At 68.4% G+C, this 15,233-nt stretch carries 16 protein-coding genes; 9 read left to right on the top strand and 7 right to left on the bottom strand.

Annotated elements, in window-relative coordinates; all coding sequences use genetic code 11:
• Positions 1-173: 173 nt before the first annotated feature.
• A complete protein-coding gene (locus ACT54L_RS04205; RefSeq protein WP_476084272.1) occupies positions 174-1,670 on the bottom strand; it encodes a CoA-acylating methylmalonate-semialdehyde dehydrogenase in 1,497 nt (498 codons plus the stop codon).
• Between the two features lie 130 nt (positions 1,671-1,800).
• On the opposite strand from ACT54L_RS04205, the gene ACT54L_RS04210 reads away from it, so the two are divergent.
• Positions 1,801-2,724, top strand: coding sequence for a LysR family transcriptional regulator (locus tag ACT54L_RS04210; RefSeq protein ID WP_476084273.1), 924 nt, complete (start codon positions 1,801-1,803; stop codon positions 2,722-2,724).
• On the opposite strand, the gene ACT54L_RS04215 is transcribed toward ACT54L_RS04210, so the two are convergent.
• Entirely contained in the window at positions 2,657-3,313 is a 657-nt protein-coding gene (locus ACT54L_RS04215) for a TetR/AcrR family transcriptional regulator (RefSeq protein WP_476084274.1), read from the bottom strand. The genes ACT54L_RS04210 and ACT54L_RS04215 overlap by 68 nt on opposite strands.
• Positions 3,314-3,424: 111 nt before the next feature.
• Here ACT54L_RS04215 and ACT54L_RS04220 point away from each other — a divergent pair, with 111 nt between their 5' ends.
• The 3 genes from ACT54L_RS04220 (at position 3,425) to ACT54L_RS04230 (ending at position 5,244) form a co-directional block, all read left to right on the top strand.
• Positions 3,425-4,177, top strand: a complete 753-nt coding sequence (locus tag ACT54L_RS04220) for an SDR family NAD(P)-dependent oxidoreductase (protein WP_476084275.1) — start codon at positions 3,425-3,427, stop codon at positions 4,175-4,177.
• 171 nt (positions 4,178-4,348) lie between these two features.
• Positions 4,349-4,648 carry a 50S ribosomal protein L28 gene (gene rpmB / locus ACT54L_RS04225; protein ID WP_476084276.1) on the top strand — a complete coding sequence of 100 codons (300 nt, stop codon included), beginning with the start codon at positions 4,349-4,351 and terminating at the stop codon, positions 4,646-4,648.
• Positions 4,649-4,716: 68 nt separating this feature from the next.
• A complete protein-coding gene (locus ACT54L_RS04230; RefSeq protein WP_476084277.1) occupies positions 4,717-5,244 on the top strand; it encodes a queuosine precursor transporter in 528 nt (175 codons plus the stop codon).
• 4 nt (positions 5,245-5,248) lie between these two features.
• On the opposite strand, the gene ACT54L_RS04235 is transcribed toward ACT54L_RS04230, so the two are convergent.
• The 3 genes from ACT54L_RS04235 to ACT54L_RS04245 form a co-directional block, all read right to left on the bottom strand.
• Positions 5,249-6,823 (bottom strand): AMP-binding protein, encoded by a 1,575-nt coding sequence (locus tag ACT54L_RS04235; RefSeq protein WP_476084278.1) that lies wholly within the window; start codon positions 6,821-6,823, stop codon positions 5,249-5,251.
• Positions 6,824-7,015: 192 nt separating this feature from the next.
• Complete coding sequence (locus ACT54L_RS04240; RefSeq protein ID WP_476084279.1) at positions 7,016-7,543, bottom strand: CAP domain-containing protein; 528 nt, start codon at positions 7,541-7,543, stop codon at positions 7,016-7,018.
• Positions 7,544-7,604: 61 nt separating this feature from the next.
• Positions 7,605-10,235 (bottom strand): DUF3772 domain-containing protein, encoded by a 2,631-nt coding sequence (locus ACT54L_RS04245; RefSeq protein ID WP_476084280.1) that lies wholly within the window; start codon positions 10,233-10,235, stop codon positions 7,605-7,607.
• A 130-nt stretch (positions 10,236-10,365) separates the two neighbouring features.
• Here ACT54L_RS04245 and dapE point away from each other — a divergent pair, with 130 nt between their 5' ends.
• The 3 genes from dapE to ACT54L_RS04260 are packed head-to-tail and all read left to right on the top strand — an operon-like array spanning position 10,366 to position 12,831.
• A complete protein-coding gene (dapE, locus tag ACT54L_RS04250) occupies positions 10,366-11,553 on the top strand; it encodes a succinyl-diaminopimelate desuccinylase (protein ID WP_476084281.1) in 1,188 nt (395 codons plus the stop codon).
• Positions 11,554-11,568: 15 nt separating this feature from the next.
• Positions 11,569-12,342 carry an alpha/beta hydrolase gene (locus tag ACT54L_RS04255; protein ID WP_476084282.1) on the top strand — a complete coding sequence of 258 codons (774 nt, stop codon included), beginning with the start codon at positions 11,569-11,571 and terminating at the stop codon, positions 12,340-12,342.
• Between the two features lie 39 nt (positions 12,343-12,381).
• On the top strand, positions 12,382-12,831 hold the full coding sequence (locus ACT54L_RS04260) for a DNA polymerase III subunit chi (protein WP_476084283.1): 450 nt from the start codon (positions 12,382-12,384) through the stop codon (positions 12,829-12,831).
• 15 nt (positions 12,832-12,846) lie between these two features.
• Here the strand turns inward: ACT54L_RS04260 and ACT54L_RS04265 are convergent, their stop codons facing one another.
• A complete protein-coding gene (locus ACT54L_RS04265) occupies positions 12,847-13,308 on the bottom strand; it encodes a phage holin family protein (RefSeq protein WP_476084284.1) in 462 nt (153 codons plus the stop codon).
• Positions 13,305-13,649, bottom strand: coding sequence for a hypothetical protein (locus ACT54L_RS04270; RefSeq protein ID WP_476084285.1), 345 nt, complete (start codon positions 13,647-13,649; stop codon positions 13,305-13,307). The genes ACT54L_RS04265 and ACT54L_RS04270 overlap by 4 nt, the downstream gene beginning before the upstream one ends.
• Positions 13,650-14,022: 373 nt before the next feature.
• On the opposite strand from ACT54L_RS04270, the gene ACT54L_RS04275 reads away from it, so the two are divergent.
• Complete coding sequence (locus ACT54L_RS04275) at positions 14,023-14,652, top strand: DsbA family protein (RefSeq protein ID WP_476084286.1); 630 nt, start codon at positions 14,023-14,025, stop codon at positions 14,650-14,652.
• Between the two features lie 95 nt (positions 14,653-14,747).
• Positions 14,748-15,230, top strand: a complete 483-nt coding sequence (locus tag ACT54L_RS04280) for a hypothetical protein (protein ID WP_476084287.1) — start codon at positions 14,748-14,750, stop codon at positions 15,228-15,230.
• Positions 15,231-15,233 lie beyond the last annotated feature (3 nt).

The following is a 15,233-nucleotide window of genomic DNA, read 5'->3' on the forward strand; positions in this document are numbered from 1 at the left end:
CCCTGGGGTTTTACTTCGCGGGAAAAATGGTTGCCGCCCGGTCCGGGACGTTGTTTGGTGTTGGGGGCCTGGGGGGGGGGCGCGCCCGATTCTCTGGGCGGCGGGCGCGCTCGGGGCCTTGCCGCGCCCGGGGGCGGCCCCGCACCGCGATTGTCCGTCTCCGAAGGAGACCGTCAGTTCATGGTGGGGATGACGAACTCCGCCCCGTCCTTCACGCCGGAGGGCCAGCGCGAGGTCACGGTCTTGGTCTTGGTGTAGAAGCGCACGCCATCCGGGCCATGCTGGTTGAGATCGCCGAAGCCCGAGCGCTTCCAGCCGCCGAAGGTGTGGTAGGCGATCGGAACCGGGATCGGCACATTGATACCCACCATGCCCACCTGCACCTTGGAGGCGAAGTCGCGGGCGGCATCGCCGTCACGGGTGAAGATGGCGACGCCATTGCCATATTCATGCTCGGTGGGCAGGCGCAGCGCTTCCTTATAGTCCTTGGCGCGGACCACCGAGAGCACCGGGCCGAAGATCTCTTCCTTGTAGATGCGCATGTCCGGCGTCACATGGTCGAACAGGCAGCCGCCCAGGTAGAAGCCATTCTCATAGCCCTGGAGCTTGAAGCCACGGCCGTCCACCAGGAGCTTGGCGCCTTCCTGGACACCGATGTCGACATACTTGGTCACGCGCTCCAGCGCCTCGCGGGTGACGAGGGGGCCGAAGTCGGCGGTCACGTCGGTGGAGGGGCCGATCTTGAGGCTCTCCACGCGGGGCACCAGCTTCTCGATCAGCCGGTCGGCCGCCTCCTGGCCCACGGGCACCGCCACCGAGATGGCCATGCAGCGCTCGCCGGCGGAGCCGTAGCCGGCGCCGATGAGGGCGTCCACGGCCTGGTCCATGTCCGCGTCGGGCATGATGATCATGTGGTTCTTGGCGCCACCGAAGCCCTGGCAGCGCTTACCCGTCGCGGCAGCACGGGAATAGATGTACTGGGCGATGGAGGACGAGCCCACGAAGCCCACCGCCTGGATGTCCGGATCGTCCAGGATGGCGTCGACCGCTTCCTTGTCGCCGTTCACCACGTTCAGCACGCCCGCCGGCAGGCCGGCCTCGATCATCAGTTCGGCGAGGCGCATGGGCACGCCGGGGTCGCGCTCGGAGGGCTTCAGGATGAAGGCGTTGCCGCAGGCGATGGCGGGGCCGAACTTCCACATGGGAATCATGGCGGGGAAGTTGAACGGCGTGATGCCGGCCACAACGCCCAGCGGCTGGCGCATGGAATAGACGTCGATGCCGGGGCCGGCACCGTCGGTGAACTCGCCCTTCAGCAAATGCGGGATGCCGCAGGCGAACTCGATGACTTCCAGGCCGCGCTGAATGTCGCCCTTGGCGTCGGGAACGGTCTTGCCATGCTCGCGGGCCAGCAGGTCGGCCAGCGCGTCATAGTCGCGCTGCACCAGTTCCAGGAACTTCATGAGCACGCGGGCGCGGCGCTGGGGATTGGTGTTGGCCCAGCCCACCTGGGCGGCCTTGGCGTTCTCAACGGCGGCGCGCATCTCGGCGGTGGAGGCCAGCGCGACGCGGCCCACCACTTCGCCCGTCATGGGCTGCCACACATCCGCATAGCGTCCGGACGTGCCGGGCACATGCTTGCCGTTGATGAAATGTCCGATCTCGCGCATGGGCGCCTCCTAAGGGGTTCTTGATTACGGTCCGCTTGTTGGCCGGCACAATGGCTTATGGTTTTTTGCACATAAAGGCGAATTCGCGCACCATGCGCGTGCATTTTTTCGCACATCGGAGCCCTCCCCCATGGCCGCTGGCGAGTTCGAGTGGTCGGACCTGCGCTATTTTCTCGCCGTCGCCCGCGCCGGCAAGCTCACTGTGGCGGCGCGGCAGATCGGCGTCGAGCATTCCACGGTCGGCCGGCGCATCGGCGCGCTGGAACAGAGGCTGGGCGCGAAGCTGTTCGACCGCCAACCGCAGGGCTATGTGCTCACCGCCCCGGGGGAACGCCTGCTGGGCACGGCCGAAGCCATGGAGACGCTCGCCTCCGCCGCCCAGCAGGAGATTGGCGGGGCGGACCTGGGGGTTGCCGGCACCGTGCGCATCGGCGCGCCGGATGGCTTCGGCACCTTCTTCCTCGCCCCGCGCATGGGGCGGCTGGCGGCGGGGCATCCGGAATTGGAGGTGCAGTTCCTGGCCATGCCGCGGGTGTTCAACCTCACCAAGCGCGAGGCGGACATCGCCATCTCCCTGAGCCGGCCGAAGCAGGGGCGGCTTCACGCCCGCAAGCTCACCGACTATCGCCTGCGCCTTTATGCCTCGCGCGACTACCTCTCGGCCCACGGCCCCATCGAGACGCGGGCGGCGCTGCTGCGGCACACCTTCATCTCCTATGTGGACGAGCTGCTCTATGCGCCCGAGCTGGACTATGCCCCGCTGGTGGCCAAGGACTTGCGGCCGCGCGTGCGCTCTTCTTCTCTCGTGGCCCAGTTCATGGCGGTGAAGGCGGGCGCCGGCATCGCCGTGCTGCCGCGCTTCATGGCGGATGGGGAGGACGACCTGCTCCCGCTACTTGCCGACGAGGTGGAAATCACCCGCACCTTCTGGCTCATCACCCATGCGGACACCCGCACCCTGGCGCGCATCCGCGTGGCGGCGGACTTCATCGTGCGGGAGGTGCAGGAGGCGCGCACCCTGTTCCTGCCGGAGGAGCCACGCCCCCGCCGGTGAGCACCGGCCAGGCGGACAAGGCGCAGCGGGCGATGGCCTCGAGCTTTTGACGATCGGCACCGTCGCGCGCCTCGATGGACATGCCATGCTGGACGCAGGCGTAGAAAGCAGCGAGGGCGGCAATGTCGCAGCCCGGCGAGAGCTCCCCCTCCGCGACAGCACGGCGCAGGCGCGCCGCAATCATGGTCTCGCCCTCTGCCCGCGCCTGCGCCACCACTTCGCCCAGCCGCGCACAGCCTTCCTGGCCGGCGGTGGAGAGCGTCACCATGCAGCCGGGCGGCCGGTCCGCACCCGACAGGTTGGCGGCCGACGCCATCAAAAGGCCGGTGATGCTCTCCCGCGCGGTGGGAGCGGCCTCGAACGCGCCCCAGATGAGCGGCGATGCGGCGTGGGAATAATGCTGAAGCGCCGCCTCATAGAGCGCCTCCTTGCTGCCGAAGGCGGCATAGAGACTGGGCGCATTGATGCCCATGGCGGTGCAGAGGTCGGCCATGGAGGTGGCGAAGAAGCCCTTGCGCCAGAACAGCTCCATGGCGGCCTGCAAGGCCACGTCCCGATCAAAGCCCCTGGGCCGCCCGCGCGCCGCCATGTCCGGCTCCCGCTCCTCTTTCTGTATCGTCCATTAAATAATGCCTTGACGGCTGTTTGCGAGTCTATTTATGTAACGATCATTATATTAATCCTCCCACAGGAGAGCCCCATGCAGCACAACGGACAGGATCTCGCCGGCAAGAAAGCCCTTGTCACCGGCGCCAGCCGCGGCATTGGCGCCGCCATCGCCTTGACCCTCGCCAAGGCCGGCGCGGACGTGGCCATCACCTATGAGCGCTCCGCCGACCGCGCCGCCGAGGTGGTCAAGCAGATCGAGGCGCTCGGCCGGCACGGCCAGGCCATCCAGGCGGATGCCGCCAATGGCGCGGCGGCGGAGGCGGCCGTGAAAGAGGCCGCGAGCACGCTCGGCGGCCTGGACATTCTCGTAAACAATGCTGGCATCGGTCGCGGCGGCCCGCTGGAGACCATGAGCCTGGAGGACATCGACGCCCTCATCGGCGTGAATGTGCGTGGCGTGGTGCTCACCACCCGGGCGGCCATCCCGCTCCTCTCCGAGGGCGGGCGCATCATCAATATCGGCTCGTGCCTGGGCGAGCGCGTCGCCATGCCCGGCATCTCCGTCTATTCCATGACCAAGTCGGCCCTCGTCTCCTTCACGCGCGGCCTCGCCCGCGATCTGGGAGAGCGCAAGATCACCGTGAACGTGGTCCAGCCCGGCTCCACGAACACGGACATGAACCCCGCCGACGGCCCCGGCAGCGCGGTGCAGCTCGCCTCCATGGCGCTGAAGCAGTTCGGCACCCCGCAGGACATTGCCGACATGGTGACCTTCCTCGCCGGCCCCTCGGGCCGCCAGATCACCGGCGCCAGCTTCACTGTGGACGGCGGCGCCAATGCGTGAGACGAGGCGATGACGGAGCGCGTGCCGCCGCACGCAAGCGGCGCGCGCACCTTGACGATGGTCTCTTAGCCGCTTATACGAGCGCCTTCCCGATAAGACGGGTGGGCGACGAAGGGCCTTTCGGCCCTGGACACCCTCGTCTTCGCGCAACGAATTTGAAGGACTTCTGCCATGTCCCGGCGGTGTGACCTGACCGGCAAGGCGGTTCTGACCGGCCACCTCGTGAGCCACTCGAACCGCAAGACCAAGCGCCGGTTCCTGCCGAACCTGTGCAACGTGACGCTCCAGAGCGAGACGTTGAACCGTTCCGTGCGCATGCGCGTCAGCGCCAATGCGCTCAAGAGCGTGGATCACCGCGGCGGCCTCGATGCCTTCCTCAAGAAGGCCCGCGCCGAGGAGCTCTCTCCCCTCGCGCTCGAGCTGAAGCGTCAGATCGCCAAGGCTCAGGCTGAGGCCAGCGCGGCCGCCTGACCGGCGTGTCCAGGCTGATCTTCGCCAAAGGTTCTGAACCGCGGGCGTTCGCGCTCGCGGTTTTCTGCATGTGCACGGCGGTTCTTGCCGCCAATATCCTCGTGCAGTTTCCGTTCGAGCCGTTCGGCCTTGCGGACTATTTGACCTACGGCGCCTTCACCTATCCCGTCACCTTCCTGGTGAACGATCTGACCAACCGCCGGCTGGGTCCCAGCCGCACGCGGCGCGTGGTCTATGTGGGCTTTGCCCTGGCGGTGCTCCTGTCCATCGCCTTTGCGAGCCCGCGCATCGCCTTTGCCTCGGGCACGGCGTTCCTGTGCGCCCAATTGCTGGACGTGGCGGTGTTCGACCGGCTGCGCCGGCGCGCCTGGTGGCTGCCCCCGCTCATGTCCGGCTTCGTGTCGAGCGCGGTGGACACGGTGCTGTTCTTTTCCCTGGCCTTCGCCGGCACGGACCTGCCCTGGCAGAATTGGGCCCTGTGCGACTATGCGGTGAAGCTGGCCATGATCGCCCTGTTCCTGGGGCCCTACCGGGTGCTGATCGCCCGCATGCCGATCTGGCAGCCGCGCCTCAACGGGGCGACCGCCTCATTCTGAAGGATCAGCCGCGCGCGCGCAGCTGCCGGCGGATGACCTTGCCGGTGGTGGTGAGCGGCAATTCCTCCACGAAGGCCACCTCGCGCGGATATTCGTAGCCGGCGAGCGCATTGCGCACCAAGTCCTGAAGCTCGCCCACAAGGCCCTCGCTCGGCGCGGCGCCCGGCACCAGCACGATGAAGGCCTTCACGATTTCCGTGCGGACCGGGTCGGGCTTGCCCACCACCGCCGCCAAGGCCACGCTGGGATGGCGCAGCAGGCAATCCTCGATCTCACTCGGTCCGATACGATAGCCCGCCGAGGTGATGACATCATCATCCCGCCCGAGGAAATGGATGAAGCCGTCGCCATCCCGCCGGGCCAGATCCCCGGTGAGCATCCAGGGGCCGCGAAACTTGTCGGCGGTCGCCTCCGGGCGGTTCCAATAGCACAGGAAAAGGGAAGGATCGGGCGTGCGCACGGCGATCTGGCCCATCTCGTCCACGTCAGCCGCGCTGCCATCCTCGCGCAGAACCGCCACCTCATGGCCGGGCACCGCCTTGCCGGTGGCGCCGGCGCGGGCGACGCCCAGGCGGGCATTGGAGCCGATGACATAGTTGCATTCGGTCTGGCCGTAGAATTCGTTCACCGGCACGCCCAGCGCCTCCCGCCCCCATGCGAAGGTCTCGGCGCCCAGCGCCTCGCCGGCCGAGCCGACGGTGCGCAGCGAAAAGCCGAACCGCTCACGGGGCCGCGCCACCGCCCGCATCATCTTCAGCGCGGTCGGGGGAATGAAGACGTTGCGGACCTCCGCCTCCGCCAGAAGCGCGAAGGCGGCCTCGGGGTCGAACTTGCCGGGCGGCTGCACCACCACCGGCACGCCATGGGCCAGCGCCGGCAGCACGGTGTTCAGGAGCCCGCCGGCCCAAGCCCAGTCCGATGGCGTCCACATGCGGTCGCCCGGCTGGGGCAGGTCGTCATGGGTGAAGACCTGTCCGGCCACGTGCGGGATCAGCACCCGATGGGCGTGAAGCGCCCCCTTGGGCTGGCCCGTGGTACCGGAGGTGTAGATCATCAGCGCCGGATCGTCCGGGCCGGTGGTGATGTCGAGCGGGGCCGGGCTCGCGTCCGCCACCAACGCGTCGAAGCCTTCCAGTCCGCCGCCCGCACCGTCCATGCAGATGCGAACCTCAAGGCCAGGCAGCCCCTCCCCCACCTTGGCGAAGCCTGCCGCGTCGGCGATCAGGCCCTTGGCGCCGGAATCGGTGAGGCGATAGGCAATGGCGTCGGAGCCGAACACGGCCGCCAGGGGCACCGCGATGGCGCCAAGCTTGTAAAGTGCGAAATGGCTGATGAGCACCTGCGGACATTGCGGTGCAAGAATGCCCACCCGGTCACCAGCGCCGATGCCGCGGGCCGCCAGGGCGCGGGCCAGGGCATTGGAGCGGGCCGCCAGGGTGCCGTAGCTCAAGGGGGAAAACCCATCCCGCCCCTTCAACAGCAGCGCCGGGCGCTCGGGCTCACGCGCCGCCCAGCCGTCGCAGGCATGGACGGCCATGTTGTAGCGGGCGGGAATCTGCCAGCGGAACGCTGCGCGCATCCGCTCATAAGGGTCCGAGGCGGGAAACGCGGTGAGAAGCAATCCGGCATGTCCTGCTTAAAGCTTAGGCAGGAAACAAGCTAGATCGCGCGCGCGCCCTCGTCCACTTCATTTCGCGCGTGCGAGATGAAGGTAACACGCTTTTTGCGGTGCCGAGCACCGGTGCAGCCCCGGGGGCCGCACCGGCGGACCTCAGCGCGACTTCTCGTCGGGCTGGGCCAGGACCAGCGCCCAATAGACCTTGTACTTGGACTTGGGCGCAAAGGCGGTGGCGATCCCCATGCGGGTCACGCCGGGGGTCAGCATGTTCTTGTTGTGGGGCGGGGAATCGCGCCAGCCGGAGAAGGCCTCGGCCAGGGTGTGATAGCCCGCGCCCACATTCTCCACCGCGATGGCCGGGGAATAGCCCGCCGCCTTCACGCGGGTGACGAAGGTGCGCCCGCCCACCTCGTGGGAGAGGGTATCGGCGGCGGCCATGGCATTGGCCTGGTCCTGCGCGATGCGCGTCAGCGTCGGGTCGATGGTGACCTGTGACAGGCCCTTGGTGGCGCGATAGGAATTCAGCAGCGCCGCCGCGGCCTCCGGATTCACCGGCTCACCGGTCTTGGCGAGGTTGTCATAGAAGGCCGGCTTGGCATCTTCCGTAGGCGCCGAGCTGCAGGCCGCAAGGCCCAGGGAAAGGCCGAGCGACAGGAGCACGAAAAGGGGCGCGAACCGCATGGCGGCCTCCGCGTGTGGGAACAAACTGGCGCCATGTGACGCCGGCCTGGTTGAGGAAGCGTTAGCGCGCCGCCTTTGCCGCCTTCTCCTCCGCCCCCTTGGTGGGCGGCATGTCCAGATCCTCGGTGGTGGGCGGGGGCGGCTCGTCCTCCTCGGAGGGGGGAACGAGGGCGGACGGTGCCCGGGCCAGGGCGGCCCAGGGCTGGCAGGCCATGCCAATGCCGGCCTTGCGGAAGCGCGTGAGAATGGAGAAGTGGAGATCGGACTTCACGGTGAGCGCATAGTCCACGTTCGCCACCACGCAGCGCAGCTCGAACACCATGCCCCCCTCCACGAACTTGGACAGGAAGACGCGGGGCGGCGGGGTCTGGAGCACCTGCGGATGGTCGCAGGCGCATCCCACCAGAATGTCGCGCACCTCGTCCACGTCCGCGTCATAGGTGGCGTTGATGGAGACGATGACCCGGCCCGTGGTGTTGGAATGGGTGAAGTTCTTCACCATCCCGGTGATGAGATCGGAATTGGGCACGATGACCGTGGACCGCTCGAAGGTCTCGATCTCCGTCGACCGCACGCTGATGCGGCGGACATAGCCCTCCTCGCCCTTCACATTGATGGTGTCGCCCACCCGGATCGGCCGCTCCGCCAACAGGATGAGGCCGGAGACGAAATTGGAGACGATGGACTGGAGGCCGAAGCCGATACCCACGGAGAGCGCGCCGGCCACCAGGGCGATGTTCTCGAGGTTAAGCCCGATCTCGCTCATGGCCACGGCAATGGCGAGGATGGTGCCCACATAGCCGATGACGGTGGAGATGGAGCTTTGCAGGCTCGGCTCCAGCCCGAGGCGGGGGAGCACCTGGCTCGACATCCACCGCTGCACCGTGCGCGCAACCACCACGCCCACCAGCAGCAGGATCACGGCATACAAAACGTTCCACAGGGTGATGGTGGTGTTGCCGATGCGGACGCCGAACGAAACGCGCTCGATGGTGTCCAGCACATCGGCGCTGGAGGCGCCCCAGCTGCCCGCCACCAGCATGAAGCCCAGGATCGCCGCCGCGATCTTGAGGATCGCGCCCAGGAGAATGGCGATCAGCTCCAGCTTGGTGGGCCCAAGGCCCAGCGTCTTGGCGAAGACCTTGGCTTGGTGGGTGTCCGGCCGGATGCTGGCGAGGAAGGAATCCACCAGGTTGAAGAGCAGATAGAGCAGTCCGAAGACCGCCGTCGCCAGAACCATGCGCGCGGCGATGAAGGCGGCAAAGCTCACATAGCCGGCCACCAGCGCGCCTAGCAGCACCACCAGGACAACCCAGACCAGGAAGCGCGCCCAGGGTCGCAGAACGGACCCCTTGGGGCTGCCCGCGGCCGGATCATAATTGGCGGGTGTCTCGTCCTCGTCGTCCGGCGCCTCCTGCGCCAGCAGGATGAGGCCGCGGGCGATGAAGACGGAGATGAGCAGCGCCATGATGGCGCTGGTGGCCACCGTCAACGTCACCGGGGCAAAGAGCGACCGGTGCATGCCGTTAAGGAAGACGGCGATGGACAAGGTCCACACCGTCCATGAAAAATACCGGTGGGTGACGCGCGCGCTCTCATCGGAGACCGGCGGAAGGCGGCGCCAGGGCTCGTAGGGCGCCAGAACGGCGCGCGACATGGCCATGGCTACGGACTGGATGCACACGGCGATCACCAGTCCGTTCAGCACCTCCCCCACCCGGGGCGGTACCAGCTCGAAGCCGGTCAGGAACGCATAGGCACCCACCGTGGCGGCGGGCGTGATGAGGGCGTTGAAGAAGGCGATCTTCAGCGCCTCCCGGGTGGCGCGCAGCCGATGATAGGTCTCGCCGTCGGCCGGTGCCGGCCGCCGCAGCCGCGTGCGCAGCTTGCGGCCGATCAGATAGATCGCGAGGAAAATGGCGATGGCGCCGCCCGCAATCGCGGCGATGATCGGCCCGTCCTGGCGCTGGCGGGCATAGCCCAGCCAGTCCGAGGCCAGATAGCTCATGGAGCGCCATTCCACGGACAGCGCCGAGGCGGCATCGCTCCACAGGCGGGGATCCAGAATGCTGGCGGACCGATCGAACAGCTGGCCCGCGAACAGGATGCGCCGGCGGCTGGCGATGGTGTCGGAAACCTGGTCCGCCCGGGCCGCCAGGGCCCGGTTCTGCTTCAGCGCGGCTTCAAGCTGGGCGTTCAGCGCGTCCAATTGCTGGCGGTCGGCGGTGACGGTGGCGCTTTCCGCCGGCGCCCCCTCCTTCGGCGCCGGGCCGAGCTCGGTGAGGCGCGACTTGGCACTGTTGAGGCGGGGCGCCAGGTCATCGGCGAGGCGCTGCACATCCTTGCGCACCGGATCAAGGCGGGCGCGCAGGTCATCCAGATCGTTGGCCCGCAGGCCTTCCACGCGCAGGGCGGCCTCGAGGCTGTCGAGCACCACCCGCAGCGACTCGGCCTTTTCCCGCGCCGACTGCGCCACCGGATCCACAGGCGCGGGCGCCGGGGCGGCGGCCGGCGGGGCGGCGGCCGCGGCGGGGGCCGGGCTGCCCTGGGCAGCCGGGGCGGCGGCAGGCGGCGGGGCGGGCGTTTGCGCGTTCACCTGAAGCGCGGGCGCGGCCGCAAGGACCAGGGCAATGGCGAGGCTCGCCACGAGCCCCCCGACGGGGCCGGCCCGGCGCGCGAACAAACGGATCATGCAAGGTCCTCCTGCCGGCCTTCCAAGACGTCAAACGCGGCGCATCCAAGGCAGCCCGCCCGGGGCGCATTTCCCTCCGGCGCGAAAGCGCTCTAAGAACGGCGCGACCTCGGTACGGAATATGCTTTCCATGAGCACCCCCACACGCCCCGTCAAGAGCAAAGACACCCTTGCCGACGAAGCCCTCGCCCTGACCCAGGCGCTGCTGCGCACCCCCTCGGTGACGCCTCATTCCGGCGCCGCCGTGGAAGTGGTGGCCCAGACGCTGGAGGCAGCGGGCTACACGGTGGAACGGCTGACCTTCGACACCGGCGGTCCTGCCATCGCCAATCTCTACGCCCGCATCGGCGAGGCCGGCCCGAACCTGTGCTTCGCTGGCCATGTGGACGTGGTGCCGCCCGGCGATGCCGCCCACTGGCGCCATGGCCCCTTCTCCGGCGAGGTGGTGGACGGCCAGCTTTACGGGCGCGGTGCGGTGGACATGAAGGGCGGGGTCGGCGCCGCCCTCGCCGCGGCGCTCGCTCACGGCCGGCCTGCCCAAGGCTGCCTGTCCTTCCTCATCACCGGCGACGAGGAAGGCCCTGCCCTCGACGGCACCATCAAGGTGGTGGAGTGGCTGAAGGCGAAGGGCGAGCGCATCGATCATTGCGTGCTGGGCGAGCCCACCAATCCGCAGGCGCTGGGCGATGCGGTGAAGATCGGCCGGCGCGGCTCGCTGTCGGGGGTCATCACCGTCACCGGCCGGCAGGGCCATGCGGCCTATCCGCATCTCGCTGACAATCCCATCCCCAAGCTGGTGCGCCTCGTCGGCGCGCTGCTGGCCACTCCGCTCGATGCCGGGACCGCGCACTTCCAGCCCTCCAACCTGGAAGTGGTGTCCATCGACGTGGGCAATCCGGCCTTCAACGTCATTCCCGCCGAAGCCACCGCGCGCTTCAACGTGCGCTTCAACGACACCTACAGCCTCGCCAGCCTGGAGGCGGAAATCCGCCGCCGCCTCGCCGAGGTCGGCGAGGGCATCGCCTACAGCTTGGAGATCCGCGCCGGCGGAAGCGAGAGCTTCCTCACGGCGCCTGGCCCCTTCGTGGACCTGGTGAGCACCGCCATCGCCGAGGTGACGGGCCGCCAGCCCGAGCTGTCCACCTCCGGTGGCACGTCGGACGCCCGCTTCATCAAGGACATCTGCCCGGTGGTGGAATTCGGCCTGGTGGGCAAGACCATGCATGCGGTGGACGAGGCCACCCCCGTCGCCGACCTCGTGGCGCTGGCGCAGATCTACGCCCACATCATCGACCGCTATTTCGCCACCCCCGCCTGAGCCAGAGGGCAAGCCATGACACCGGGAGCCGAGACGCAAACCCATCTGGATGTCGACGGCCGCCGCATTGCGGTGCGCGCCATTCCCGGCCAGGGGCCGGGGGTGATGTGGCTGGGCGGCTTCAAGTCCGACATGACGGGCAGCAAGGCCGAGGCACTGGCCCATTGGGCGGCGGAGCGTGGCCGGGCCTATGTGCGGTTCGACTATTCCGGCCACGGCGCCTCGGGCGGCCGCTTCGAGGACGGCACCATCTCGGACTGGCTGGCGGACGCCAAGGCGGTGTTCGAGCAGGCGACGCAGGGCCCGCAGATCCTGGTGGGCTCGTCCATGGGCGGCTGGATCACCTTGCTGCTGGCCAAGGCCCTGGCGGCGCAAGGGGGCGCGGCAGCGGCGCGGCTGAAAGCCCTGGTGCTCATCGCCCCCGCCCCGGACTTCACCGAGGACCTCATGTGGGCGCGCTTCCCGCAGGAGGTGAAGGACGAGATCCTGGCCACCGGCCGCTATGCCCGCCCCTCCGCCTATAGCGAGGAGCCTTATGTCATCACCCGCGCCCTGATCGAGGACGGGCGGCGGCACAGCCTGCTCGGCGCGCCCTTCGCGGTGGGCTGCCCGGTGCGCATCCTCCAGGGCGCGCGCGACGAGGACGTGCCGTGGCAGCATGCCATGCGCCTCGTCACCTGCCTTGCCGAGGACGACGTGGTGTTCACTTTGGTGAAGGATGGCGATCACCGTCTCTCGCGCGAGGAAGACCTGGCGCGGCTCGTGGATGTGCTGGACGGGCTTGTATAAGCTCCCATAGGGCAGGGTCTGCCCCAACGGGGATCACGCGTGACGGAAGTGCTCTTCTACCACCTGGAGCGGCGCCGGCTGGAGGACGCCCTCCCCCTGCTCCTGGAGAAGAGCCTGGAGCGGGGCTGGCGCTGCGTCGTTCAATGCAGTTCGGCCGAGCGGCGCGATGCGCTGGATGCGCATCTGTGGACCTATGACGACGCCTCCTTCCTGCCCCACGGGACCGATGCGCAGCCGCAGCCGGAACGCCAGCCGGTGCTGATCGCGCTTGGTTCCGCCAATCCCAACGGGGCGCAGGTGCGCTTCCTGGTGGACGGGGCCGGGATCGAGGATGCGTCCGCCTATGTGCGGGTGGTGCACATGTTCGACGGGCGGGACGACGATGCGGTCGCCGCCGCCCGCGACAAATGGCGGGCGGCCAAGGCGGCCGGTCACACCCTGACCTACTGGCAGCAGGATGAGAACGGCCGCTGGGTGCGCAAAGCCTGAGCGGGGGCGAGGGCCCTATTTGTTCCGCCGCAGGGCCTTCAGCACCATGCCGAGCACCGGCACCAGCATGCCGGAGAGGGCCGAATCCAGCGGATTGCGCACGATATTGGTGAGGCCCCGCACGTCCTGCTCGACGGTCTTCAACTCCACCGTCAGGGCATCCATGGCCGACTGGTTGATTTCATTGGCCAGTTCCAGGTCGCGACCCGGCTTCACCTGGGCGGCGATCAGGGCGAGAATGACGGCGAACACCACATTGCCGCCGCCCACCGCCACCGCGGCCCAGACCGGCCCCCAGATCTGCTCCAGGGCGAAGAACAGGCCGATCCCCAGCATCAGCAGGCCGAAGGCGGCGATCAGACCGGCGAAGGCATAGATGCCCGCCCGCGCCATGGCGTTGCGCAGGTAGATGTCGGCGATGATGGTATTGGCGCGCAGAAGCACCCGCAGGGTGCGCACCACATTGTCCACTTTCATCTGTCTCGTCCCCATCCCCGGCCCAGAACGAGCCCGATGACGAATGCCACCGCCACCCCCGCCAGGGGGCGGGCGATCACGGCGGTTTCGATCCTGTGGCGGGCACCGGCAACCGCTTCACCGGCCTGCTCGGTCACCCGCGCCTTGGCATCGGACACCGCCTCCGCCGCCCGATCCGCCAGGGCGGCGGCCCCCTCGGCGGCGAGATCGGCGAGGGCGAGCGCCTCGGCTTCCGCCGCGATCTGTTCCGCCGGCTCGGCCAGAGGCGGGGCCGTCACGGGCGTGCCGCGCAATTCCGCCTTGAGCGCATTCAATTCGGCTTTCCGGCTCTGCGCCGCCATCGCCAACTCCTGACTGATATGAGCCACCCCAAAAAGGCGACCGCGTTCAGCGCCTGCGAGACTGCAACAGGCCGAGGCCCCTGTCACCCGTCGCACGGGGATGAGCGACGCCATGCCCGATCCCCCGGACAAAAGAAAGGGCGCGGAACGATTGTTCCGCGCCCAGTTTGAAGGGAGGACCCACCAAAGGACCGGAGACGTCCGCTCTTTCGAACAAACCATCCCGATGAACGAACTGTGCGCGAATTTTGAATTCAGGTCAACTAACGAAATTATATCGATATATTTTATTAAAAAATGACCAGTCTCCTTTCGCCCCGGCCGGCCGTTTCCTCCGCGCGGCCCCACAGCTAGAAGGAGGCGGGAGGCGCACATGAACCGCACCATCGACTATTTCTTCTCGCTCGCCAGCCCCTGGTCCTTTCTGGGCCACGCGCCCTTGATGGAGGTGGCACAGCGCCACGGGGCGGAGGTGCGCCTGCGTCCCGTGGAACTGGGCCCCGTCTTCGCCGAGACCGGCGGCCTGCCGCTGGCGAAGCGCGCCCCGGAACGCCAGCGCTACCGCCTCGTCGAACTGCAGCGCTGGCGCGTGAAACGCGGCGTCGACTTCCATCTCCATCCCCGCTTCTGGCCGTTCGACGCGACGCTCGCCGACCGCACCGTCATTGCCGCCCTTGATGGCGACCTGTCCGTGGACCGCTTGCTGCCGCGCCTGTTTTCCGCCGTGTGGCAGAAGCAGGAGAATCTGGCGGATGCCGGCGCGCTGGCCGGCATCGTGTCGCAGGTGGGGCTGCCGGGCGCGGAGCTGGTGGAGCGCGCGCTAAGTGCGGACATCACCGCTGCTTATGCCGAAAACAAAACGCTCGCCCTGGCCAGCGACGTGTTCGGCGCCCCCTCCTATGTGCTGGACGGTGAGGTCTTCTGGGGCCAGGACCGGATCGACCTCCTGGACGATGCGCTTGCCTCCGGCCGCTCCCCCTTCCGCTTCGTGCCCCCGGACTGAGGCCCGCACCAGCACGCGCCCTGCCGCGCTTCGGCCCCGATCGCCGGCCATGCTTCCATCCAAGCCTGGCTCTTGAAGCCCCACGGAGATGTCCGATGCCCCGCATTCCGGCTCCCGCGCGTGCCGCCTGCATGGTGCTGGTCCTGATGGCCGCGCCCGCCCTGGCTGCGCCCGCCTTGGCCCAGCCCGCCGTCGCCCCGCCCCCGCCGCCGGCCGGAGGGCCGCCACCCCCGCCGCCGCCCGGCCCACCGGCCCGTTATAATTTCGTGCCGGTGGATGGCGGCGCGCTGAAGCTCGACACGGTCACCGGCCGCGTCTCCTTTTGCGGTCGCTCCGGCGGCAATTATGTGTGCGAGGCGGTGCCGGACACGCGGGACGCCTATGAGGCGGAGATCGGCCGGCTCCAGCAGCAGGTGGACGCGCTCCAGGGCGGCAAGGCGCCCACGGCGGGGGCAAAGCCTCCTCCCCCCGACGAATCGCAGATCGACGCCGCCATGGATTATGCCGAGCGCGTCATGCGCCGGCTGAAGCAGATGCTGGACAATCTGCGCGCCGGCGAGCCCGCCAATCCCACCTGAGGC

It is taken from the genome of Aquabacter sp. DMC10 (assembly GCF_056314145.1).

What these genes read in the sequence shown, in the direction of transcription:
- ACT54L_RS04205 (WP_476084272.1), bottom strand. Translation starts at nt 1,670, where the DNA reads ATGCGCGAGATCGGACATTTCATCAACGGCAAGCATGTGCCCGGCACG.
- ACT54L_RS04210 (WP_476084273.1), top strand. Translation starts at nt 1,801, where the DNA reads ATGGCCGCTGGCGAGTTCGAGTGGTCGGACCTGCGCTATTTTCTCGCC.
- ACT54L_RS04215 (WP_476084274.1), bottom strand. Translation starts at nt 3,313, where the DNA reads ATGGCGGCGCGCGGGCGGCCCAGGGGCTTTGATCGGGACGTGGCCTTG.
- ACT54L_RS04220 (WP_476084275.1), top strand. Translation starts at nt 3,425, where the DNA reads ATGCAGCACAACGGACAGGATCTCGCCGGCAAGAAAGCCCTTGTCACC.
- rpmB (WP_476084276.1), top strand. Translation starts at nt 4,349, where the DNA reads ATGTCCCGGCGGTGTGACCTGACCGGCAAGGCGGTTCTGACCGGCCAC.
- ACT54L_RS04230 (WP_476084277.1), top strand. Translation starts at nt 4,717, where the DNA reads ATGTGCACGGCGGTTCTTGCCGCCAATATCCTCGTGCAGTTTCCGTTC.
- ACT54L_RS04235 (WP_476084278.1), bottom strand. Translation starts at nt 6,823, where the DNA reads ATGCGCGCAGCGTTCCGCTGGCAGATTCCCGCCCGCTACAACATGGCC.
- ACT54L_RS04240 (WP_476084279.1), bottom strand. Translation starts at nt 7,543, where the DNA reads ATGCGGTTCGCGCCCCTTTTCGTGCTCCTGTCGCTCGGCCTTTCCCTG.
- ACT54L_RS04245 (WP_476084280.1), bottom strand. Translation starts at nt 10,235, where the DNA reads ATGATCCGTTTGTTCGCGCGCCGGGCCGGCCCCGTCGGGGGGCTCGTG.
- dapE (WP_476084281.1), top strand. Translation starts at nt 10,366, where the DNA reads ATGAGCACCCCCACACGCCCCGTCAAGAGCAAAGACACCCTTGCCGAC.
- ACT54L_RS04255 (WP_476084282.1), top strand. Translation starts at nt 11,569, where the DNA reads ATGACACCGGGAGCCGAGACGCAAACCCATCTGGATGTCGACGGCCGC.
- ACT54L_RS04265 (WP_476084284.1), bottom strand. Translation starts at nt 13,308, where the DNA reads ATGAAAGTGGACAATGTGGTGCGCACCCTGCGGGTGCTTCTGCGCGCC.
- ACT54L_RS04270 (WP_476084285.1), bottom strand. Translation starts at nt 13,649, where the DNA reads ATGGCGGCGCAGAGCCGGAAAGCCGAATTGAATGCGCTCAAGGCGGAA.
- ACT54L_RS04275 (WP_476084286.1), top strand. Translation starts at nt 14,023, where the DNA reads ATGAACCGCACCATCGACTATTTCTTCTCGCTCGCCAGCCCCTGGTCC.
- ACT54L_RS04280 (WP_476084287.1), top strand. Translation starts at nt 14,748, where the DNA reads ATGCCCCGCATTCCGGCTCCCGCGCGTGCCGCCTGCATGGTGCTGGTC.